This is a genomic window from Mammaliicoccus fleurettii, assembly GCF_002018435.1.
Lineage (GTDB): Bacteria > Bacillota > Bacilli > Staphylococcales > Staphylococcaceae > Mammaliicoccus > Mammaliicoccus fleurettii.
Genome location: NZ_MWJM01000012.1, coordinates 48,717 through 72,133 on the forward strand (window position 1 = coordinate 48,717; position 23,417 = coordinate 72,133).

The 23,417-nt window shown below is 28.2% G+C and carries 20 protein-coding genes; 19 read left to right on the top strand and 1 reads right to left on the bottom strand.

Annotated elements, in window-relative coordinates; all coding sequences use genetic code 11:
* The first annotated feature begins 5 nt into the window (after positions 1–5).
* From galU to B2G86_RS13070, 19 genes are all read left to right on the top strand, one after another.
* Positions 6–872: a UTP--glucose-1-phosphate uridylyltransferase GalU gene (gene galU, locus B2G86_RS09975; protein ID WP_078357957.1), complete on the top strand. Its 867-nt coding sequence runs from the start codon at positions 6–8 to the stop codon at positions 870–872.
* A 17-nt stretch (positions 873–889) separates the two neighbouring features.
* Positions 890–2,536: a phospho-sugar mutase gene (locus B2G86_RS09980; RefSeq protein ID WP_078357958.1), complete on the top strand. Its 1,647-nt coding sequence runs from the start codon at positions 890–892 to the stop codon at positions 2,534–2,536.
* Positions 2,537–2,890: 354 nt separating this feature from the next.
* Complete coding sequence (locus tag B2G86_RS09985) at positions 2,891–3,559, top strand: Wzz/FepE/Etk N-terminal domain-containing protein (protein ID WP_078357959.1); 669 nt, start codon at positions 2,891–2,893, stop codon at positions 3,557–3,559.
* A 21-nt stretch (positions 3,560–3,580) separates the two neighbouring features.
* On the top strand, positions 3,581–4,273 hold the full coding sequence (locus tag B2G86_RS09990) for a polysaccharide biosynthesis tyrosine autokinase (protein ID WP_078357975.1): 693 nt from the start codon (positions 3,581–3,583) through the stop codon (positions 4,271–4,273).
* Positions 4,273–5,037 (top strand): tyrosine-protein phosphatase, encoded by a 765-nt coding sequence (locus tag B2G86_RS09995; RefSeq protein ID WP_078357960.1) that lies wholly within the window; start codon positions 4,273–4,275, stop codon positions 5,035–5,037. Before B2G86_RS09990 ends, B2G86_RS09995 begins: the two co-directional genes overlap by 1 nt.
* A gap of 22 nt (positions 5,038–5,059) precedes the next feature.
* Positions 5,060–6,895 (top strand): polysaccharide biosynthesis protein, encoded by a 1,836-nt coding sequence (locus B2G86_RS10000; protein WP_078357961.1) that lies wholly within the window; start codon positions 5,060–5,062, stop codon positions 6,893–6,895.
* An 11-nt stretch (positions 6,896–6,906) separates the two neighbouring features.
* On the top strand, positions 6,907–7,932 hold the full coding sequence (locus B2G86_RS10005) for a nucleoside-diphosphate sugar epimerase/dehydratase (RefSeq protein ID WP_078357962.1): 1,026 nt from the start codon (positions 6,907–6,909) through the stop codon (positions 7,930–7,932).
* 13 nt (positions 7,933–7,945) lie between these two features.
* A complete protein-coding gene (locus B2G86_RS10010; protein WP_078357963.1) occupies positions 7,946–9,058 on the top strand; it encodes a polysaccharide biosynthesis C-terminal domain-containing protein in 1,113 nt (370 codons plus the stop codon).
* 2 nt (positions 9,059–9,060) lie between these two features.
* A complete protein-coding gene (gene wecB, locus B2G86_RS10015; RefSeq protein ID WP_078357964.1) occupies positions 9,061–10,185 on the top strand; it encodes a non-hydrolyzing UDP-N-acetylglucosamine 2-epimerase in 1,125 nt (374 codons plus the stop codon).
* Entirely contained in the window at positions 10,185–11,294 is a 1,110-nt protein-coding gene (locus B2G86_RS10020) for a glycosyltransferase (protein ID WP_078357965.1), read from the top strand. Before wecB ends, B2G86_RS10020 begins: the two co-directional genes overlap by 1 nt.
* A 33-nt stretch (positions 11,295–11,327) precedes the next feature.
* Positions 11,328–12,506, top strand: a complete 1,179-nt coding sequence (locus B2G86_RS10025) for a lipopolysaccharide biosynthesis protein (RefSeq protein WP_078357966.1) — start codon at positions 11,328–11,330, stop codon at positions 12,504–12,506.
* Entirely contained in the window at positions 12,507–13,766 is a 1,260-nt protein-coding gene (locus B2G86_RS10030; protein WP_078357967.1) for an O-antigen polymerase, read from the top strand. It abuts the gene before it with no gap.
* Between the two features lie 11 nt (positions 13,767–13,777).
* Positions 13,778–15,031, top strand: coding sequence for a nucleotide sugar dehydrogenase (locus tag B2G86_RS10035; protein WP_078357968.1), 1,254 nt, complete (start codon positions 13,778–13,780; stop codon positions 15,029–15,031).
* A 3-nt stretch (positions 15,032–15,034) separates the two neighbouring features.
* Positions 15,035–16,240 carry a glycosyltransferase family 4 protein gene (locus B2G86_RS10040; RefSeq protein ID WP_078357969.1) on the top strand — a complete coding sequence of 402 codons (1,206 nt, stop codon included), beginning with the start codon at positions 15,035–15,037 and terminating at the stop codon, positions 16,238–16,240.
* 12 nt (positions 16,241–16,252) lie between these two features.
* Positions 16,253–16,810 carry a sugar transferase gene (locus B2G86_RS10045; RefSeq protein ID WP_078357970.1) on the top strand — a complete coding sequence of 186 codons (558 nt, stop codon included), beginning with the start codon at positions 16,253–16,255 and terminating at the stop codon, positions 16,808–16,810.
* Positions 16,810–17,670, top strand: a complete 861-nt coding sequence (locus B2G86_RS10050; RefSeq protein ID WP_078357971.1) for an NAD-dependent epimerase/dehydratase family protein — start codon at positions 16,810–16,812, stop codon at positions 17,668–17,670. Before B2G86_RS10045 ends, B2G86_RS10050 begins: the two co-directional genes overlap by 1 nt.
* Before the next feature lie 359 nt (positions 17,671–18,029).
* A complete protein-coding gene (locus tag B2G86_RS10055; RefSeq protein WP_078357972.1) occupies positions 18,030–18,383 on the top strand; it encodes a hypothetical protein in 354 nt (117 codons plus the stop codon).
* A 53-nt stretch (positions 18,384–18,436) separates the two neighbouring features.
* Positions 18,437–20,752 carry a CDP-glycerol glycerophosphotransferase family protein gene (locus B2G86_RS10060; RefSeq protein WP_078357973.1) on the top strand — a complete coding sequence of 772 codons (2,316 nt, stop codon included), beginning with the start codon at positions 18,437–18,439 and terminating at the stop codon, positions 20,750–20,752.
* Positions 20,753–20,812: 60 nt separating this feature from the next.
* Entirely contained in the window at positions 20,813–22,570 is a 1,758-nt protein-coding gene (locus B2G86_RS13070; RefSeq protein ID WP_088369004.1) for an accessory Sec system protein Asp2, read from the top strand.
* 42 nt (positions 22,571–22,612) lie between these two features.
* Here the strand turns inward: B2G86_RS13070 and B2G86_RS10070 are convergent.
* On the bottom strand, positions 22,613–23,417 hold an 805-nt coding region (locus tag B2G86_RS10070), incomplete at its 5' end, for a macrolide 2'-phosphotransferase (protein WP_078357974.1).

Genomic DNA, 23,417 nt, shown 5'->3' on the forward strand with positions numbered 1-23,417 from the left:
GTACTATGAATAAAATAAAAAAAGCAATCATACCAGCAGCAGGTTTAGGGACGAGATTTTTACCTGCTACGAAAGCGATGCCTAAAGAGATGTTACCAATATTAGATAAACCTACAATTCAATATATTGTAGAAGAGGCATCTAGAGCTGGTATTGAGGATATTATTATTGTCACAGGTAAACATAAACGTGCGATTGAAGATCACTTTGATATTCAAAAAGAACTAGAAACAACATTGTTCGAAAAGGGTAAACTTGAGTTACTTGATAAAGTTCAGTATTCAACAAATTTGGCGAATATTTTCTATGTGAGACAAAAGGAACAAAAGGGATTAGGTCATGCAATTCATACAGCTAAACAATTTATCGGTAATGAACCGTTTGCGGTTCTTTTAGGAGATGATATTGTTGAATCTGATAATCCTGCGATTAAACAATTAATGGATCAATATGAAGAAACAGGTAAATCAGTTATTGGTGTTCAAACTGTACCTGAATCAGAAACACATCGATACGGTATAATCGAACCGAAATCTCAAGACGAACGCTTATATGAAGTAGAAAGGTTTGTAGAAAAGCCTGCGCAAGGAACAGCACCATCTAACCTTGCAATTATGGGTAGATATGTACTTTCACCTAAAATCTTCGACTATTTAGAAACACAAACTGAAGGTAGTGGTGGAGAAATTCAATTAACAGACGCTATAGAGCGTTTAAATAAAGACGATAAAGTTTATGCGTATGACTTTGAAGGCAAGCGCTATGATGTTGGTGAAAAAATTGGATTTGTTAAGACAACGATAGAATATGCTTTGAAAGATGAAGAAATGTGTGATGAAATTCAACGTTACATTCAATCACTAGATATTTAGATAAAGGGGATAGAACTTTGAAATCACAATGGGAAGAGAAAGTTTCTGAAAGCTTAGTAGAACACTTTTATAAACTCCAATCAGATGAAGAAATTGAAGAAGGATTTTCAGATGTATTATCCTTTGGAACAGCAGGTATTAGAAATACTTTTGGTATCGGTCCAGGTCGTTTAAATAAATTTACTATACAAAAGGTTGCTTTAGGGTTAGCCAAATATTTAAAAAATAAAACAGAACAACCTAAAGTAGTCATCCACTTTGATACGAGACATTTATCTAAAGAATTTGCGATTGAGATAGCGAAAGTATTAGGCACAAATGGCGTACATGTTATATTGCCAGAAACATATAAATCAACACCAGAATTATCATTTGCAGTCAGACATTTAAACACAACTGCAGGCATTATGATTACAGCAAGTCATAATCCTAAAAACTATAACGGCATTAAAGTTTATGGCTCAGACGGTGGCCAATTATTAACAGAACCATCGAAAGAACTTAGTCATTATATAGATAAAGTAAAAGATCCTTTGAATATTAAGACGACAGACTTAAAAGCATTACAAGAAGAACAAGTCGTGATGCCATTAAATGAAGCAACAACAATAGCATATAAAGCAGCGATTAAAGAATTAGTCGGTGACTTTTCAACAACATCAACAAAGACTGTTCTAACAAGCTTGCACGGTACAAGTTTACCTTTATTATCCGAAATATTAAATGATTTATCATACACTAATTATATCGTAGAACAAGCACAATCAGCGCCAAATGGCGATTTCCCAACTGTGAAAATAGCGAACCCTGAAGTGGAAGACACTTTTGAATTAGGAAAAGCATTAGCAGAACAAGAAGACGCTCAGTTGATAATCGCAACAGATCCAGATGCAGATAGAATCGGAATTGTAGAAAGATACGAAGATGGCACAACGAAATATTTCAATGGAAATGAAATAGGCTTGTTGCTTATGAAATTAAGAAACGAAGAACTATCAGATGATAAACAGAAATACATCATCAAATCAGTCGTAACAAGTGCATTAAGTGAGAAATTAGCGAAATCATTAGACATAGGCGTAATAAATGTCCTAACAGGCTTTAAATACATATCAGAACAGTTGATGAACTTAGAAAATAATCCCTCACAACTTGTCTTAGCATATGAAGAAAGCCACGGATATATAGTAGATGATATCTCAAGAGATAAAGATGCAATACAAGTAGCAGCATTACTCATAAAGTATAAAGAACAACTTGCACAAGAAGGTAAAACATTTAAAGATATATTAGAAAATATATATCAAGAACACGGACAATATAAAGATAAGACACTATCACCAACATTTGAAGGCGCAGCAGGAAGAACAAAGATCAATCAAATCATGAGCAACTTCAAACAATTAAATACAATAGAACTATCAAACTTAACACCATTGATTATAGAGAACTATATAACACAAGAATCATATAGTGTAAGAAGCGGTAATAAAGAAACTATCCACTTACCACAAACAGATCTTATTAAATTTATCTTTAAAGAAGGATTTATAGCAGTAAGACCATCAGGAACAGAACCTAAAATGAAACTGTATTTTTCTTTAGATGTAGACGATTTAGGAGAAGTAATAGATGAGTTTAAAGAGAAGTATGAGTTGGGGTAGAAGAGAATAGTGTTTAAATAAAATTTAATACAAATAAAAGAAATTAATAATAACTTTAGCAAAAGCCTTATTGAGTGTTTTACTCAATAAGGCTTTTTATTTATATTTGATGTCAATAAATGTACTTTTTAATGTATAAAGTAACTTAAAGATATATTATTAAACCTATGGAAATATTCAAATTAATATCAGAATAATTTTATTTAAAAGAAGATTATGATTAAATATAAATGAAACTCATTTAAGTAGTATATAATTATAGATAATAAATCTAGAATATTTATAAAATACAATTGTAACTACAAGTGAATGATGTATAATTAAATTGTATTAAATATAAGAGTGGAGGATTTTATGGAAGAGACTATTGACTTAAGCAAACTATTTGGAATTTTAAAGAAAAACATAAAGTATTTAATTTTTTTACCAATCATTTTTCTAGTTTTGAGTATGGTGATTACATTCGTATTTATGACACCGAAATATTCAACGTCTACACAAGTGCTTGTTAATCAAAAAAAAATAGACAACCAAATGATAGCTCAACAAGTACAAACAGATCTACAACTCGTTAATACATACTCCGAAATTTTAAAAAGTCCAAGAATATTAGACAAAGTATCTGAAAATTTAAATGACAAATATTCTAGCAATGAGCTTTCTGGAATGCTAACAGTAAGCAATCAAGCAGAATCAAAAATATTAAATATTACTGTTGAAAATGAAAGTCGTGAAAATGCGGGTAAGGTAGCTAATGAAATAGCAAACGTTTTTAGTAAAGAAGTTAAAGACATAATGAATGTTGATAACGTTTCTATACTTTCTAAAGCAGATAATAATGGAAGTAAAGTATCGCCTAAACCGCTAATAAATCTAGTGGTCGGTTTATTTTTAGGTTTAGCTGTCGCACTAACTATCATTTTCTTGAAAGAAATATTAGATAAGAGAATAAAGACAGAACAAGATGTTGAAGAACAATTAAATATACCAGTACTAGGAACTATACAAAGATTTGATCAATAAAGGAGGTTTAATAGTATGGCTATGCAAAAGAAAATAGATAAAGAAATAACGACTTTAATAACTCATAAGAAACCTAAATCAGTTGTCAGTGAGAAATTCAGAGGGATTAGATCGAACATTTTATTTTCGTCTGCAGATGATGAGGTGCAAACATTGTTAGTGACATCGGATAAACCTTCTTCAGGTAAATCAACTGTATCAGCAAATATTGCAATAACATATGCACAAGCTGGATTTAAAACATTATTAATTGATGGAGATATGAGAAAGCCAACCCAACATTACATTTTTAATCAAAACAATATTACAGGTCTGTCTAATTTAATTATAAACAAGAGTACATTTAAAGATGCAGTACATAATACTGAAGTTACTAATTTAGACGTCTTAACTTCAGGCCCGATTCCACCAAACCCATCTGAGTTAATTGGTTCAACAAATATGATGGATATATTTGAAGAACTTAAACAACAATATGATTTCATTCTTGTAGATACACCGCCTGTTAATACAGTGACAGATGCTCAATTATTTGGCGAATTAACTAAAAATGCAATCTTCATAATAGATGTTGAAAGTAATAATAAAGAATCAGTTAAGAAAGGCAAAGAATTGTTAGAGAAGTCAGGAACAAAAATTCTTGGTGCTGTTTTAAATAAAGCGCCTTTAGATAAATCATCAAGTTCTTACTATTATTATGGGGAAGATGAATAATGATAGATATTCATAATCATTTATTAGTTGGTATGGATGATGGCCCTCAATCATTAGAAGAAACATTTGATTTATTAACACAAGCTAAAGAACAAGGTATCACAGGTATTGTTGTTACACCTCACCATCTACATCCGAAGTATAACAACATATTTAGTGATGTCGATAATGCAATTAAAGATCTAACAAGTAATCAACAAATTAAAGACTTTAATATTCAGTTATATCCTGGTCAAGAAGTAAGAATAACGGACAAAGTATTAGAGGATATAGATCAACATCAAATCCAAGGAATTAATTATTCTAAATATCTTCTAATAGAGTTACCTTCTAATGCTGTACCACATTACACCAAGAATCTACTTTATGAAATTCAAACTAAAGGTTTTATACCTATCATTGCTCATCCAGAACGTAATAATGCAATTGTTCAAGATATTAATTTGCTTTATGAATTAATAAGTAATGGGGCATTAAGCCAAATAACAGCTTCATCTTTGACAGGTGAGTTAGGAAAAAATATACAGAAATTATCTATTCAAATGATAGAACATAACTTAATACATTTTGTTGCTTCAGATGCACATCATCCAAAGAATAGACCGTTCGGTCTGGGTGAATTGTTCAACACACCAAAATTGAAAAAAATGGAGCCTAATATAAAAGGCTTATTAAATAATAATGAAGCAATGATACAGAATAAAGATGTAGTAAAGGGACGACCAATTGAATTTAAGAAAAGCAAAATTTTTGGTCTATTTTAAATAGGAAATAGGGGAATGAGAATTGGAATATATATCAATTAAGCAAAGACTCATGATGCTATTAGTTATAGACTCACTAATTGTTACTTTTTCACTGTTTTTAGGATATTACATCTTAGAGCCATACTTTGAAGGCTACTCCATTAAAACGTTAATTTTATCATCATTTATATTGCTTATATCTCATCATTTATTCGCTCAAGTCTTCGATTTATATCATAGAGCATGGGAATATGCGAGTGTAAGTGAATTAATCTTAATTGTTAAAGCAGTTACAGGATCAATCATAACTACGGGGATAATTGTCTCAATAGTTACACAACAACCACCATTTTTAAGATTATATTTTATAACTTGGATGATGCACTTACTGTTAATAGGTGGCTCAAGATTGTCATGGAGAATATTTAGAAAATCCTTCATAAGTAATGAAGATAAGAAGATACCAACACTTATAGTAGGTGGTGGCCGAGGTGGTTCTTTACTTATTCGCCAAATGATAAATACACCTTATATGGGAATGGAACCAGTGCTTGTCGTAGATGATGATCCAAATAAACAAAAGTTGTCTATAACATCCGGTGTAAAGATACAAGGTTACATTTCAGATATACCAGATTTAGTTAAGAAATTTAATATTAAAAAAATTATTATTGCCATTCCAACCCTTTCGCAAAACAGATTAAGAGAAATAAATAGATTGTGTGAAGGCGCAAGAGTCGAAGTGTTTAAAATGCCTAACATAGAAAATGTCATGTCAGGTGAAATAGAAGTTAATCAATTAAAAAAAGTAGAAGTCGAAGACTTACTAGGAAGAGATCCAGTAGAACTCGATATGGCATCTATTTCAAAAGAATTAACAGAAAAAACAATACTTGTAACTGGAGCAGGTGGGTCAATCGGTTCTGAAATATGCAGACAAGTTTGTAAGTTCAAACCAGAGAAAATCATACTACTTGGGCACGGTGAGAATAGCATATATCACATACATCAAGAACTTAATAGAATATATAAAGAACAAATCGAAGTAGTACCCATTATTGCAGACGTGCAAGATAAAGAGCGTATGGAAAAAATAATGCAAGATTATAAACCATATGTTGTTTATCATGCAGCAGCACATAAACACGTACCATTAATGGAATTTAATCCACAAGAAGCAATCAAGAATAATATTTTAGGGACAAAAAATACAGCTGAAGCTGCGAAACTAGCAGAAGTTAGTAAATTTGTAATGGTTTCTACAGATAAAGCAGTAAATCCTCCTAACGTTATGGGAGCTTCTAAACGAGTAGCAGAAATGGTCATACAAAGTATAAACAATGAAACAAGGAAGACTGACTTTGTGGCAGTCAGATTTGGAAACGTACTTGGGTCAAGAGGTTCTGTAATACCACTTTTCAAAAAACAAATCGAGGCTGGTGGACCAGTAACCGTTACGCATCCGGAAATGACAAGATACTTCATGACAATACCAGAAGCATCAAGACTAGTATTACAAGCTGGAGCCTTAGCAACAGGTGGAGAAGTATTTGTGCTAGATATGGGTAAACCCGTTAAAATTGTAGATTTAGCTAAAAACCTTATCAGACTAAGTGGTTATAAAGAAGAAGACATAGGTATTGAATTTAGTGGTATTAGACCAGGTGAAAAATTATTTGAAGAATTGTTGAATAAAGATGAAATACATCCAGAGCAAGTATACGAAAAGATTTATCGAGGAAAAGTTAAAGATATTGATAAAGAAGAAGTTGAATCAATTATTTCAGATTTACTTAACAGTTACACTAAAGAAAAAATTATAAACTATACCAATAATAATATCGATAGTAATCATGATAAAACAATACAAAAGTAATAGGTGAGGATATGTTTAAAGGTAAAACAATATTAATTACAGGTGGCACAGGTTCGTTTGGTAATGCAGTAATGAAAAGATTCCTACACACAAACATAAAAGAAATAAGAGTGTTTTCAAGAGATGAGAAAAAACAAGATGATATAAGAAAAAAATATAATAATGATAAATTAAAATTTTATATTGGTGATGTACGTGACCTATTGAGTGTAGAAAGTGCTATGAGAGGTGTTGACTTTGTCTTTCATGCAGCTGCATTAAAACAAGTTCCTTCATGTGAGTTTTTCCCTATAGAAGCTGTTAAGACAAATATATTGGGTACTGAAAATGTTGTACAATCTGCGATAAGATCAAATGTAAAGAAAGTAATATGCCTTTCTACTGATAAAGCTGCTTATCCAATAAATGCTATGGGTATTTCTAAAGCTATGATGGAAAAAGTATTTGTTGCCAAATCAAGAAATGTTGATAAAGATCAAACATTAATTTGTGGAACAAGATATGGGAACGTTATGGCTTCAAGGGGCTCTGTTATTCCATTATTTATTGAAAAAATTAAAAATAAGGAGCCATTAACAGTTACAGATCCAAATATGACGAGATATTTAATGAGCTTAGAAGAAGCAGTTGAATTAGTTATACATGCATTTAAACATGCAGAAACTGGAGATATTATGGTTCAAAAATCACCTGCTTCTACAGTGGGAGATTTAGCTCAAGCATTATTAGAACTTTTTGAAGCAAAAAATGAAATTAAAATTATAGGTACTAGACACGGTGAAAAACAAGCTGAAACGCTTCTTACAAGAGAAGAATATGCACAAGCAGAAGATATGGGTGACTATTATAGAGTTCCAGCGGATTCTAGAGACTTAAATTATAGTAATTATGTGGAAGATGGTAGTAAAGAAATAACTGAAGCGTATGAATATAACTCAGATAACACATACCAACTATCAGTAGAAGAAATAAAAGAAAAATTATTGTCATTAGAATTTGTAAAAAATGAACTAAATAGTTATAAAAATAAAGCTTAAATAGGAGGTTTATATGAAATCAATCGTAATTACCGGTTCAAATGGCTTTGTAGGAAAAAATTTAAAATTTGATTTAAAGCAAACGACTGATTATCAAATTCTCGAAATATCAAGAGATACTTCTATTGAAGATAGAAATGAATATTTAACTAAAGCAGACTGTATTGTACATTTAGCAGGTGTAAATAGACCAGAACATGAAAGTGAATTTTATGAAGGTAACGTATCACTCTTACAAGAAATGTTAGATATAGTTAAAAATAATCCTAATAAACCTTCTATTATTTTGTCATCTTCTATTCAGGCAAATGCAGATAATTTGTATGGTAAAAGTAAAAATGAAGCTGAAAGTTTACTAAATAATTTCTCAAAAACATACGGTAACAAAGTTTATATTTATCAATTCCCAAATTTATTTGGTAAATGGTGTAAACCTAATTACAATTCTGTTATTGCTACATTCTGTAATAATATTGCTTGTGGTAAAGAAATAAAAGTGAATGATAGAGAAATCATGTTATCACTAAATTATATTGATGATGTTATCGCGGAAATAAAAAGAGCAATTGAAGATAAACCTACAATTGTTGATAACAAAGTTGAAGTACCTAATGTTTATAAAAAGAGTTTAGGAGAAATCAGTGACTTAATTATTTCATTCAAAGATTCTAGAGAAAAGAGATTCTTACCTAAATTAGATGATTCATTTGAAAAAGCTTTATATAGTACTTATTTAAGTTATTTACCTAAAAATGAATTTAGTTATCCTCTTAAAATGAATGTTGATGAAAGAGGTTCTTTTACTGAATTCATAAAAACACCAGACAGAGGACAAGTATCGGTCAATGTTTCAAAACCAGGCATAGTTAAAGGTAATCATTGGCATCATACTAAAAATGAAAAATTCCTAGTAGTTTCTGGGGAGGGCGTTATTAGATTTAGATTACCGGATTCAGATGAAGTCATTGAATATCATGTTTCAGGTGACAACTTGGAAGTAGTTGATATACCAGTAGGATATACACATAATATTGAAAACTTAGGTACTGAAAATATGGTAACTATAATGTGGCTTAATGAGATGTTTGATTCAGAAAATCCAGACACATATTTCCTGGAGGTTTAAAAATGAATAAATTAAAATTAATGACAATCGTAGGTACAAGACCAGAAATTATTAGATTATCAGCTACTATCAAAGCTTGTGATAAATATTTTAATCAAATATTAGTACATACAGGACAGAACTATGATTACACTCTTAATCAAGTGTTTTTCGAAGAATTAGAATTAAGAGAACCTAATCACTTTTTAGAAGCCGTAGGCAAAGATTTAGGTGAAACAATGGGTAATATTATAGCTAAATCATATGAAGTATTAACTAAAGAACAACCTGATGCACTTCTTATATTAGGAGATACTAATAGTTGTTTGGCAGCAGTATCGGCGAAAAGATTAAAAATACCTGTATTTCATATGGAAGCAGGTAACCGTTGTTTCGATCAAAATGTACCTGAAGAAATTAATAGAAAAATAGTCGATCACGTTAGTGACGTAAATCTACCATATACAGAACATAGTAGAAGATACCTATTAGATGAAGGATTCAAAAAAGAGAACATCTTCGTAACAGGTTCACCGATGCGAGAAGTTTTAGAACAATATGAAGATAAAATTAATACAAGTAATGTACTAACAACACTAAATCTTGAACCAAACAAATACTTCTTAGTTTCAGCACACAGAGAAGAAAATATTGATATAGAAGATAACTTTAATTCATTAATGAACGCCATTAATGAAATAGCAGAAAAATACCAATTACCAGTAATTTATTCAACACACCCTAGAAGCTGGAAAAAAATCGAAGAAAGATCATTTGAGTTTCATCCTTTAGTGAAACAACTGAAACCATTTGGTTTCTTTGACTACAATGCATTACAAAAGAACGCATTCGTTGTCCTTTCAGATAGTGGAACATTGTCAGAAGAATCATCCATGCTTAAGTTCCCAGGCGTTCTAATTAGAACATCTACAGAGCGACCAGAAGTATTAGATAAAGGTTCAGTAATTGTTGGTGGAATTAAATATGATAACTTAGTTCAATCCGTGGAACTCGCAAGAGCAATGCAAAACAATAATGAACCAATGATTGATGCGATTGATTATAAAGATACAAATGTTTCTCAAAAAGTAGTGAAGATTATACAAAGTTATACGGAAATTATTAATAGAAATACTTGGGGGAAATAATGAGAATATTAAATATCGTTTCAAGTAATGTTGTTACAGATCCTAGAGTAACAAAGCAGTTAGATACAATAAGTAGTTTAACTAAAGATTATTTAGCAATTGGAAAAAATAATGAATTAGCTACAAAAGAAAGAATAGAAAAATATAAATATAATTTCAAGTTATTTGGTAAGACAAGTGAAAATGAAAATATAATACAGAAAATATTTAGAAGATCTACATTTGGTTACTGTGTAATCAGAACAATTTATAAGTATAAACCAGATATTATTCATGCAAATGATTTCGATGTATTATTTATGGTAAAAATTAGTGGATATAAAAAAGCGAAAGTAGTATTCGATGCTCACGAAATATATTCAAAAAATATGTTTGTTGATAGCAAACCAATGTTATCAAAAATTGTTCAAAAGTTAGAAAAGAAATTCACTAAAAACATACATGCATTTATAACTGTAAGCAACGCTGCTAAAGGTTATTATCTTTCTCAAGGTTATAAAAAAGACCCGATAGTAATAACAAATGCGCCAATTAAAGAAGATATTGTTCTAAAAGATATTAAAAATAATAATTTCGAAGTTATATACCAAGGACAATTAGTATCTAATAGAGGATATGAAGAGTTTTTAAAAGCAGGGAAGTTTATAAATGATGAAAATATAAAATTAATTATTAGAGGTTTTGGCCATTTAGAAGAAGAACTTAAAAGTTCTAAAATTAAAGAAAAAATTAATAATGTATATGTAGAAGACCCTGTTGAAATGAGTCAATTAGTGAAATCTATGAGCACTAGTGACGTAGGTGTTGTACTAACTAAACCAACTTCTATTAACTTTGAATATACGGTATCTAACAAAATTTTTGAATGCTTACATGCTGGATTGCCTGTGATTTTATCTCCTGTGAAAGAACATATTTATCTAAATGGTAAGTATCAATTTGGAGTTATATTAGATGAAGTTACACCTAAAAAAATAGCCGAAGCAATTATTAAATTAAAAGAAAATCCAGAATTATATAAAGAACTTAAAGAGAATGCAATTAAAGCTTCAGAAGTATTAACATGGCAAAAAGAAAGCAAGAAATTAATAGAAATATATAAATCTTAATCTGTTAATAAGTATTAAAGAAAAGTGGAGATTATGAAAAAAACAAAAGATATAACAGTTAATATTTTAGCGACCGTTATTCCTATAATAGTAATGCAATTAATACTTATCCCAATCTATTCGAGAAATAATACAAGTGAAGATTTTGGTGAATTTTTATTAATAATAACGTTAGTAAATATATTAGCAGTAATACTTGGGAATACATTGAATAATATAAGGTTAATTAACAAAGATGATAAAAATATTAAAGAGTATAAATATTTAAGTACTTTAATAATGTTGGTAATTGGAAATATTGTGATTACAACGACGTTTCTTTTGCTATGGAAAATTGATAAAGGTGACATTATTCTTATAAATTTATGGGGAACTGGATTACTAGTGAGAAGTTATATTTTTGTATATTTAAGATTAGAATTTAAATATTTAGAAATACTGTGTATAAATATTTTAGGTGCAGAAATCTTAGGTATAGGTTCTTTATTACTTTCTTATAATCTAGTAAATATATATCTAGTATTATCTGTATCTGAAGCAATAATAATTATTTTTATGATTTTATATAGTTTGAAATATTTCAAGGAATTTAAAATTCAATTTCTACATAAAGAAAAAATGAGAGACTTTAGCTCACTACTAGGATCTAATATTATTTTAAACCTATTAAATTATTCAGATAGAATTTTGATTGGAGTAGTTTTAGGAGCAAAATATGTACCATTATTTTTCATCTCTACTATTGTAGGGAAATTATCGAATTTAATTATAAATCCTATGGTTACAGTGTTATTAAGTTATGAAGTAGATAATAAAGCTTCTCTACCCAAGAAAAATATTTTAAAATTCTTCTCTTTAATCATTCTATTATCAATAATATTATCCATTATCATTACATTTGTATCATATATAATCATAAAAAATCTATATCCTGATTATCTTGAAAATGTTCAAGGCATAATATATCTATCAAACCTTGGCGTTATATTATTATCAACTACAGCAATTTTACAAATGAAGATTATTGCTAAGAGTAAATTTAACTTGAACCTAGGTATAAATATAATAAGCCTGATTATACTAACATTATTAAGTGTAATATTGATGAATTACTTTGGAATAATCGGATTTTCTATTGCGCTTGTTTTGTCTTCTTTACTAAAACATTTATTAATTTATATATCAATTAATAAAAAATTAGGAGATGAATAAATGACTATTTTCCTATTTGTTTTAATATCAGCAACATATATCTATTTTTTATTCAAATATAACTTTAGGTTTATAAGTTTATTTTGGATTGTAATGTTTTCTATTAGCCTATTACTGCCAGTTTTTATAGATAGAAAATTTTCATACGGATATATTATAAGGGACATTGCATATCACAAACTTAATTTAATATATTTAATTTGTTTAATAGTTTTTATTATAAGTAACCTACCATTTCAATTAAGAAAAATACGGTTTAGCAATACTAAGGTTAAAAAAATTGAATACGGTACTTTAAAAAGGGCTAATTTCTTATATTGTGTTTTATCTGTTTTGCTAATTATTATACTAGGCATTGAAGTAGTGACTACAGGTACTAGTTCAACTTTAGAATTAAATTCATGGATTAAAATGATGCAAGCTTCGATACTATTGGGTCTACTTTTTACATCTTATTTAAGTCTCCTATACTCAAATAATAAACATCAAACTATAAAGAATTTAATAATATTATTATTTGCGATAATTTTTGCAGTACTTTTTATATTTGGCAGACGAATTTTGATATATCCAACTATAGCTGCAATTATACTTTTTATCTATAAAAAAAGAATTCAACCAAGCATAACAAAAATTAGTATTTTAAGTATAATATCCATTTTTATTGGATTACCTTTACTAATGAGTATTAGAACATTGGGAATAAAAGAAGGAATCATCAATTTTATTGGAATAATAAAAGGGGATTATGATCAATATTTGAATTATTTAGCGATAGGAACCGATGTGACTTATTCTTATTCATTAGCGGCAATTATCCTTACAGAAGATATTAGAGTAACTTTTTTAACTTTATTTAAACCTTTCTTTATATTTATACCAAGAAGCATTTGGCCAGATAAACCTGAGGCACTTTCTGAGGCATTAGTTCATAAAATGAATTTACCTTTTGATAAAGGAATGTCTATTCCTCCAGGACTAGTGGGTGAGTCATATGTTTATTTTGGTATTGTTGGAGTTATTCTTGTTAGTGTTATTTTCGGAGTAATATGTGGTATTGCAGATAATTACAGTCAACATTTAATTAATCATCCAGATGGACGAAATAGTATTAATTTAATAATGATAGTTATAGTAATGATACAAATAATTATGGGTTCAATTAGAGGAGACACGGCTACTAATATTCAAGAGGCTTTATATTTGTTTTTACCTTTATTGTTAATATTACATTTTTCAAAATATAAAATTAAAATATAAGGAGTAATCAAATGAAATTATCAGTTATAGGCTTGGGGTATATTGGTTTACCTACAGCGTTATTATTCGCATCAAAAGGTTTAGAAGTTACGGGTATTGATGTAAATAAATCTGTAGTAGAAAAATTGAATAACAAAGAATTACATATTGAAGAAAACGGTCTACAAGAATTATTAGTACAAACAATTGATTCTAAAAATTTCAAAGCTGCAACTGAATTAGAACATTCTGATTATTATATTGTTGCTGTTCCGACACCTCATTTAGAGGATAATAGTTGTGATGTTTCATATTTAAAAGATGCAGTTATGAAACTTAAAAATGTTATTAAAAAAGGTGATACGATAATTGTTGAGTCAACTATTGGTCCTAGAACAATGGAAGATATTGTACAACCTATGATTGAATCATTTGGTTTTACTGTTGGTGAAGATATTTATCTTGCTCATTGTCCTGAAAGAGTTTTACCTGGAAAAATTATTCATGAAATGATTCATAATAATAGAATTATTGGTGGTATTACTGAAGCATGTATTCAAAAAACTATAGAATTATATAAGCGATTAGTTCAAGGGAAATTACTTGAAACAAAAGCGAGTACTGCAGAGATGTCTAAGTTAATGGAAAACACATACAGAGATGTGAATATCGCTTTAGCGAATGAATTAGTTAAAATTAGTGATAATTTAAATATTAATGCGTTAGATGTCATTAAATTAGCAAATGAACACCCTCGTGTAAATATTCATTTACCTGGCCCAGGTGTTGGTGGTCATTGTTTAGCTGTTGATCCATATTTCATTGTCGCAAGTGACCCTGAGAATTCAGAAATAATTGCAAATGCACGTAGAATTAATAATAGTATGCCTAAATATGTAATTGAAAAAGTGAATAGTATTATGGAATCCATTCAAGGTAAAAAATTAACAGTTCTTGGTTTAACTTATAAAGGGAATATAGATGATATAAGAGAATCTCCAGCATTAGATATTTATCATGAATTAAAATTGAAATCTAAATATGAAGTTGTTGCACAAGATAGCCATGTACAACTTGACTGGGTTGAAAATGATATCACAAAAGCACTTGAAAATAGTGATTTAGCATTAGTTCTAACTGATCATAATGAGTATAAAGATTTAGCTAACTATGTGAATGGCACAATGAAGCAAAATATTGTGTTTGATACTAAAAATATTGTTGAAAATACAGAAGAAATTAAATATTACAATTTCAATAACATTTATAGTACAAAAGAGGTTTAAAATATGAAAACCAAGAAGATATTAATCCTTTGTCAGTATTTTTATCCTGAATATGTTTCATCAGCAACGTTACCAACACAAATGGCTGAAGATTTAGTAGATAAAGGTATAAAAATAGATGTTATGTGTGGTTGGCCATATGAATATTCCCAATCACATAAAACATTAAAAAAAGAAAAGTATAATGGAATAAATATTAGAAGGTTGAAATATGCTCAATTTAATAATAAGTCAAAAATTGGTAGACTAATAAACTTTTTCTCGCTATTTGCAATGTTCTTAATTAATATGCCAAGAATGTTGAAATACGATCATATTTTAGTTTATTCTAATCCTCCAATTCTACCTTTTATACCTGATTTGATACACAGAATATTTAAGAAGAAATATTCATTTGTTGCGTATGATATAGCACCAGATAATGCAATTAAAACAAGGGCTACTAAACCAGGTAGTATGATTGATAAGATAATGAAATATATTAATAAACATGTTTATAAAAATGCAGAGCAAGTTATTGTCTTAGGTACTGAAATGAAAAATTATATATTAGAGAATAAAATTTCTAATAATAAAAATAATATTCATGTTATACCTAATTGGTATGATGAAAAAACATTAAGTAAAGACACAGTATATAATGATGCTTTTAAAGATATTAAAAGTAAGTATAATAAAATACTTTTATATAGTGGAAATATGGGACAGCTTCAAGATATGGAAACGATAATGCAATTTCTTAATGGTGTTAAAGACAACAAAGAAGTAGCTACTGTTTTATGTGGACATGGTAAGAAGAAAGAAATAGTAGATAATTTTATTAAAAATAATAATATAGAGAATGCTTTTGTTTATGATTTTCTTACTGGAACAGATTATTCTGATGTACTTAATATTGCAGATTGTTGCATTGCTTCACTTGTACCCGAGGGTATTGGTCTAGGAGTACCAAGTAAAAATTATGGATATTTAGCTGCTGGAAAGCCACTTATCGCAATTATGGATAAAGAAACAGATATTGTTAAACAAATAAAATCTTATAATGCAGGTCTTCATGTCAATAATCAAGATTCTCAATCGATTATAAACTTTGTGGAAAATAATAGTCTTAAAGACTTTGAACAAATGGGCAGTAATGCATATAAAATTTACAAAGAAAATTATACAAGAGAATTAAGTACAGAAAAGTATTATAATTTACTGAAATAAAGGTGGAGAATTATGAAAAAGTTATTTGATATATGCAGTTCTTTATATGCAGTGTTTATTTTTTCACCAATATTAATCGTTACATCTATAGCTATTAAACTAGAATCTAAAGGTCCAATCGTTTTTAAACAAAAACGACCTGGTATAAATAATGAAATCTTTAATATTTATAAATTTAGATCTATGAAAGTTGAAACACCAGATGTAGCAACTGATAAAATTAATGCAAATATGTACATTACTAAATCAGGACGTTTTATTAGAAGAACTTCAATCGATGAATTGCCTCAGTTATTTAATATTATTAAAGGCGATATGTCTGTAGTTGGTCCAAGACCAGCTTTATATAATCAATATGATTTGATTGCTAAAAGAACGAATGAAAATATACATACAGTAAAACCTGGACTAACAGGCTTAGCACAAGTAATGGGTAGAGATGATATTACAGATGATCAAAAAGTTCAATATGATAAATATTATGTTGAAAACCAAACTTTCATTTTAGATATGTTTATTATATACAAAACGATTAGAAACACGATAACATCCGAAGGTGTGAAACATTAATGGGAAAAACAATTTTAATCACTGGTAAGAATGGATATGTTGGAAATCGTTTAAATGGTTATTTAAAAGCACAAGGTCATGTTGTTGATCAAATTAATGTTAGAGGAAATCAATGGAAAGCATTAGATTTTAGTAAATATAACGTCGTTATACATTTAGCCGCAATTGTACATAATAATAACCCAAATGCTACTATGGTAGATTATATTAATGTAAATTACCATTTAACTAGAGAAATAGCTGAAAAAGCTAAAACCGAAGGCGTAAATCAGTTTATATTCTTTAGTACAATGTCAGTATTTGGACTTGATGGCGAAGTAGGGAAAGAAGTTATTATAAATAATAACACTTTAACTAAACCAACAACTTCATATGGAATATCAAAACTACGTGCAGAAGAAATGTTACGTGAAATTCAATCAAATGAATTTAAGGTAGCTGTTTTAAGACCACCAATGATTTATGGCGAATCAGCACCAGGTAATTTTAGTAAGTTAATTAAACTATCTAATATTTTACCTCTATATCCTCGAATTGATAATCAAAGAAGTAGTATATATATTGAAAATCTTGAGATTTATATTAATGAACTTATTGAGAATGAAGGTTCAGGCATATTACACCCTCAAAATAATGATTACTTAAATACGAATCATGCAATTTTTAAAATGAGAGAACTACAAAATAAAAAAAGCATGAGTATTAAATTACCAAACAGTTTATTAAAATTATTTGGCAAAGTATCAATCTTCAATAAATTATATGGAAACTTAGCATATTCAAAGGATATAGATGAAGTAAACTATAATGATAAATTTATTAGCGAAGCGGAAACTTATGTTCGAACATTAAATAAGTAATATTAGTAAATAACAGCAAATTATAAAATTGTTAGAATCAAATATTAAGAACCACATTAAACTCTCTATAAATATAGAGGGTTTTTTAATTTTTTCGTAAAACTATTCAAATTGATAAATTCAGAACCCATATAAATTTTTTTGAATAACTCTTTCTGTTAATTTTTATTAGCGTATTTATATTGTTTGTAATTAGTATGAAAATAAAACATATTGGGAATAACTGATGGTAATAATGTAATTGTTTTCATTTTCGAGTAATGTAAATTTTTAATTAAAATTGTAAAAATAAATTTTACAAAAGTAAAGAAATATAGTTTAATAAGAATATTGATTAAAAAATAGGGAGAGGTAAATCCTTGAAAAATATAATACTTGTATTTATAGTTTTTTGTCTTACAATATTCTCTGCTTATTTCATGATAACAACTGATTCTAAGCAAGAAGATAAAAAAGATTCAAAACAAGAAAAAACAGAACAAGCATCTAAGAAACAAGAGAAAAAACAGAACAAAGAAGAAAAAGGATTAGATATTAAAACTCAAAAAGATTTATCTGAAATTATATATAGCGAGAAAGATGAACAGATTAAGATGAATGCTTATAATGAAGCAATTGATAAAGAAATCATACCGAGAAGTAATAATTATCAAGAAGCTGTATATGCTTATGAAGAGTCAGTATGGTTGAAAAATAATACGGGAACCGAGTAGTTAAATATACATATCATTTTCATCTCTATAATTATTAATTGGAGGGGTATAAATTGCACGTAAAAATATTAGGTTTTAACCTTTTTGCTAAGGGAGGTACTTCAAGAAGTAATATTAATTTAATTAAAGCATTTGTTAAATCTGGATATAAAGTAACTTATTATAATTTCAAAGATTATAACCAAAGTGATTTATTTAATACTATGATTAATGAAGGTTTATTAGATGATAATCTTGAGTTCCAAAAATATATAGATGCAAAAGAATTAGGGGATTGTGACAAATTAATATTAACGAGAGAAACATTTTTCTATATTGCTAGGGATGTTAAACAAGTTGATAAAAAAGTTCAAATTATTGGTGAAATACATGGACCATTAGCTTATATTTCTGATGAAGCAGATTTAGCTACAGATGCTATAGATGCATTTAGAGTAAGTACTGCCAAAATTAAAGAAGATTTTATAGAAAAATATGATGTCAATTATGTATTTAATCAATACGTGGAAGCTTCACATATTAATCTAAGTTTGGAACCTAAAAATACTAAACGTAATTTACTGATTAAAGCTAGATTTGAAGATGAAATAAAGGATATTTCTTATGTAATTAAATTAATGAATTGCATAGTTAATGTAAAAGGATATGAAGATATAAATCTTTATATTAAAGGTTATGGACCGTCGGAAGTATTATACAATAATTTAGTGAAGTATTATGGATTAAAAAATAATGTACATATAAATAAGAAAGAACCATTAACATATATTTATGTATCATCATCACCATATGAAACATTAGGATATTCAATTTTAGAATCGATTGCTGAAGGTAATAAAGCTTTCATTTACACAGGTAAAGACGATGTTTTAAATGACATATACAATAGTTTTAGATCTATTAAGTTTATGCAAAAAAATATTGAAATCGATTGTAATAATTTAATTAATTTTATAAATGAAAAATACACTAAAAAAGATAGAGTAGAAGATGTTGAAAAATTAAAAGCGGAATTTTTAGATCGTAATTATGCAGATGACTTCTTAAACAACGCTACAGATTGTATAAATAATTCTAAAGAAAAAATTATTAATAACAAAATAATTAAGAATAAAAATCAAAATAAAAATGAGAATCTAGATAAATTTAGGGACCTCTATGAAAAGCTAAAAGAAAAACCAGTACTGAATAAAATAATGCAAAACGATAAAATTTTTGGTTATGCAAAAAACAAATATTTAAGTAAAAAAGTTAAAAATGAAATGGATATGTTTAACCAAATAGTACCATCTTCAAATAAAGTATTTATTGAATCTTTCCACGGTAATAATTTCAGTGGTGATCCTAAATATATTGCCTTATATATACGAGAACATTTTCCAGAAAAACAAGTTTTTGTTAGTTCAAGAAACTCTCTAGTTGATATCGAAATAAGAAATTGTGATGTAACTCCAATAAGATTTGGAAGTACAGCTTATTCTAAAATATTTAGAGAATGTAAATATGTATTTGTAAATGGCAATACACTCGATAAAGTGTATAAACATGATGATCAAGTGTTTATTCAAACTTGGCACGGACTCCCTCTTAAGAGAATGGTCAATGATTTAACTGATGTTAAAGAAAGAAATGACCAAGTTAATGCTTTTCTTCCAAGAATGCAAAAATGGGACTATCTATTATCCTCTTCATTAGTTAATACAATGTTATTTAAATCAGCTTTTCTGACTAAAAATAATAGTAATTTAAAAATTCTTGAATATGGGGCACCAAGAAATGAATATTTATTGAATGATAATGAAGATGAAAAAAGACGAATTATGTCTAAATACTTCTTTACTAATGTTAAAAATAAAAAATATATTTTATTCTGTCCAACTTGGAGAAAAGAAAAAAGACAAAATCTATCTTCAATAAATCTGAAAAAATTATTAGGATTTTTACCAGATGAATATGAAATTATTGTTAAACTACATCCAAATGAAGCTCACTTAAGAGGGAAATATAGTAATTTAGACAAAAGAATTCATTGTTTCTTTAATGAATTTGTTGATATACAAGAATTATATTTAATATCAGATTCAATGCTTACTGATTATTCATCTACAATATTTGATTATGCACATTTAAACAAGCCAATTATATTAATTCAAGAAGACACACAAAGTTATAACGAAAAAGTTGGTTTCTATTTTGACATATTTGAATTAGGTAGCTTCCCAATAGCTAATATGGATGAAAGAAGACTAGCACAACAATTAACTAATTTTGAATATATGAATTACTCTAAGATGACAAATAGATTATTAACTTACGATAGTAAAGAATCTACAAAAATGATTTTAGATACTGTTTTTGATGAAAAATAAATATCTACTATAACTGAATAATTAATATTTAGTTAATATAAGTGAAAGAAAGGGAAGAAAATGTCTGTTAAAATAGCAACTATCGGTTCGTGCGTTACGCGAGATAATTTTAATACTAAGTTTAATCCTAACTATAAAAATTTTTTACAAATAATAGATCATCAAAATCAAACTGCTATTCCTAGTTTGATGTCTAATCAATTAGAGTTAAATGTAAGTAAAGAATTTGTAGAAAAAAATTCTTATGTTCAATCTTTATTGCATAAAGAATTTTCAAAAGAGTTTTTACAAAAACTAAAAAATGAACAACCTGACTATCTTATATTTGATTTGGATCCAGATGTGAAATTTGGATTATTAAAAATTAATGAAAATGAATATATAACTAATAATCCAAACTTTAAAAATATACCAGAATTAAAAGATGCAACTAGACTAAACTTGTTGGAAAATTATGATGAATATATTGAAGTATGGGAAAAATATTTAGAAATTTTCTTTGATTTTATAAAAAGAGAGATACCTAACTGCGAAGTTATATTGGTTAAAGCAAGATTTTCAGATAAGTTTGAAGATGGAACAACCTTAACGAGTCTCAGAAAAGAAACGGGAATAGCTACACAAGAATTTGAAAAAATGAATAAAATTTGGAATCATTTAGATGATTTTGTGATAAACAATTTTAAGGTTTCGGTTCTAGATATGACCGATAATGATTTCTATTTAGATAAAAATCATTTATGGGGACCATATTATTTACATTATGAGCCTAAATTCTATAATACATTCTTAAATAAATTAGTTAAAATGATTTCGAGTAGAAAAAATGAGCATATTAGTCTTTCTGGTGAGAATAGAACTATCCAAAGAATATATTTAAATGAATCTTATGAACTTTTAAATACTAAAGTTGTAGAGGTTGTTTTACAATCTGATAAAAATTTAATACAACGGGCTAGAAGAGATAAAGACATATACAATTTATATAAAGAATTACTGAAGAATGACTATATTTTATATTATCATTCTAATGGAATCTCACGTTTATATAAAAGAGAATTTATAAACGAATTATGGAAACGTCAAGACTTGTATAAACAAGGAGATGTTTTTTATACACTTGATGAACCTAAAGAAAAAAAGAAAAATAATAGTCAAAATAAAAATAAACTACTAGTTATATTTACTTGTATGCCAAGTGCAGAAAAATACGATCACTATTTAATGACAGATAGAATGTTTCCTACTTTCTTTAACACAATTGAACGAAGTTTAGTTAAAAATGTTTATACTATGAGAATAATGGATTTGAATTGTTCTCATGGTTCTCATTATATTAATACTATTAATTATTCGAATATGGAGTCAGATATTGTTGAAGCTATAAACAGAGTTAAAAATGAATTAAGTTTAAATGATGAAGATATTGTACTTTATGGTGCTTCAAAAGGTGGAACAGGTTCATTATATTATGGCTCTAAAATGGACTTGCAGTGTTTAGCAGTAGATCCTATATTAAGTTTAGGTGAGTATAATATTAAGGATGAACATTTCTTAAAGGATATTAGAATAGAAGATATAACTGACCAAGTAAATAACAATTTATATAATAAGAGTAAATCTGAAAAATATATAATTGGTTCAGAAAATGTCCCGTTCAATTTTGATAAGATTAATAAAATTGAAGGAGATAATTTGAGGAAAATCAATAAAATAGATGAGCATATTAAAAGTCATCCAGATGTATCAAGAAACACTGTACCTGAACAATTAATGATTTTAAATCAAATGTTATTAAACAATAGTTTAATTAAATAAAAAGAAAGCCTATCACAACCGATAGGCTTTCTTTTTTTACCTTTATTCTTCCACACCTAATTCTTTCTTTGCAATACTTTCATAAGCCGCTTCTCCGGACTCTATTGCAAATTCTGCGATAAATAGTGGGAAGACTGCATTGAGTTCTATGACATGCTCTTTCATTCTTGGCCATGTGTTTCCTCCTGCTTTTTTATAAGCAGTTATGAGTTGTTCTAAACCTTCTTCACCGAATACGCGATGATGTCCCATGAAATCCATTGATGGATCAGAATGGGTTGCTTCTGTCCAGTCTATCAGTCCTGTTACGTTTGCTTCGCTATCTACCATTATATGTCCTGGGTGTAAATCACCATGTATCATTGTTGCATGTTCTGGCCAGAGTTCGTCATTGTCTATCCATCTTTGCCACCTGTTCCAAATTTCACTTGATACACCATACGTCTCTTTGACTTTATGCATTCTATTTTGAAAGTCTCTTTTTATTTCGTGTATAGTTTTTGTAGAGATGTGTTTATTAGTTATTATATTTTCTGGTATACCATGTAAATCAACAAGTATTTCAGCTAATGTGTTTACAAAATTATCGGGAATGGGTTTGTGCTCAATTTCCCATACATAATTCTGTATTTCAGGATCAATTGTTGCTACGGGTATGCCTTGAAGTATTGGATATGCGATAAGGTCTTCTTCATGTACTTTCCATTTTGGTACTTCAAATGATACATGTTCTTGTAGAAAGTCTACAATTTGTTTTTCAGAATGGGTACGCTTATATACATCTGCACGTCTTGGTATTCTCAATACCCATTTTTGTCCATGTTCGTCTTCACCGAAAGCAACTTGA

What these genes read in the sequence shown, in the direction of transcription:
- galU (WP_078357957.1), top strand. Translation starts at nt 6, where the DNA reads ATGAATAAAATAAAAAAAGCAATCATACCAGCAGCAGGTTTAGGGACG.
- B2G86_RS09995 (WP_078357960.1), top strand. Translation starts at nt 4,273, where the DNA reads ATGATAGATATTCATAATCATTTATTAGTTGGTATGGATGATGGCCCT.
- B2G86_RS13070 (WP_088369004.1), top strand. Translation starts at nt 20,813, where the DNA reads ATGTCTGTTAAAATAGCAACTATCGGTTCGTGCGTTACGCGAGATAAT.
- B2G86_RS09985 (WP_078357959.1), top strand. Translation starts at nt 2,891, where the DNA reads ATGGAAGAGACTATTGACTTAAGCAAACTATTTGGAATTTTAAAGAAA.
- B2G86_RS10010 (WP_078357963.1), top strand. Translation starts at nt 7,946, where the DNA reads ATGAAATCAATCGTAATTACCGGTTCAAATGGCTTTGTAGGAAAAAAT.
- B2G86_RS10020 (WP_078357965.1), top strand. Translation starts at nt 10,185, where the DNA reads ATGAGAATATTAAATATCGTTTCAAGTAATGTTGTTACAGATCCTAGA.
- B2G86_RS10025 (WP_078357966.1), top strand. Translation starts at nt 11,328, where the DNA reads ATGAAAAAAACAAAAGATATAACAGTTAATATTTTAGCGACCGTTATT.
- B2G86_RS10045 (WP_078357970.1), top strand. Translation starts at nt 16,253, where the DNA reads ATGAAAAAGTTATTTGATATATGCAGTTCTTTATATGCAGTGTTTATT.
- B2G86_RS10050 (WP_078357971.1), top strand. Translation starts at nt 16,810, where the DNA reads ATGGGAAAAACAATTTTAATCACTGGTAAGAATGGATATGTTGGAAAT.
- B2G86_RS10035 (WP_078357968.1), top strand. Translation starts at nt 13,778, where the DNA reads ATGAAATTATCAGTTATAGGCTTGGGGTATATTGGTTTACCTACAGCG.
- B2G86_RS10040 (WP_078357969.1), top strand. Translation starts at nt 15,035, where the DNA reads ATGAAAACCAAGAAGATATTAATCCTTTGTCAGTATTTTTATCCTGAA.
- B2G86_RS09990 (WP_078357975.1), top strand. Translation starts at nt 3,581, where the DNA reads ATGCAAAAGAAAATAGATAAAGAAATAACGACTTTAATAACTCATAAG.
- B2G86_RS10030 (WP_078357967.1), top strand. Translation starts at nt 12,507, where the DNA reads ATGACTATTTTCCTATTTGTTTTAATATCAGCAACATATATCTATTTT.
- wecB (WP_078357964.1), top strand. Translation starts at nt 9,061, where the DNA reads ATGAATAAATTAAAATTAATGACAATCGTAGGTACAAGACCAGAAATT.
- B2G86_RS10005 (WP_078357962.1), top strand. Translation starts at nt 6,907, where the DNA reads ATGTTTAAAGGTAAAACAATATTAATTACAGGTGGCACAGGTTCGTTT.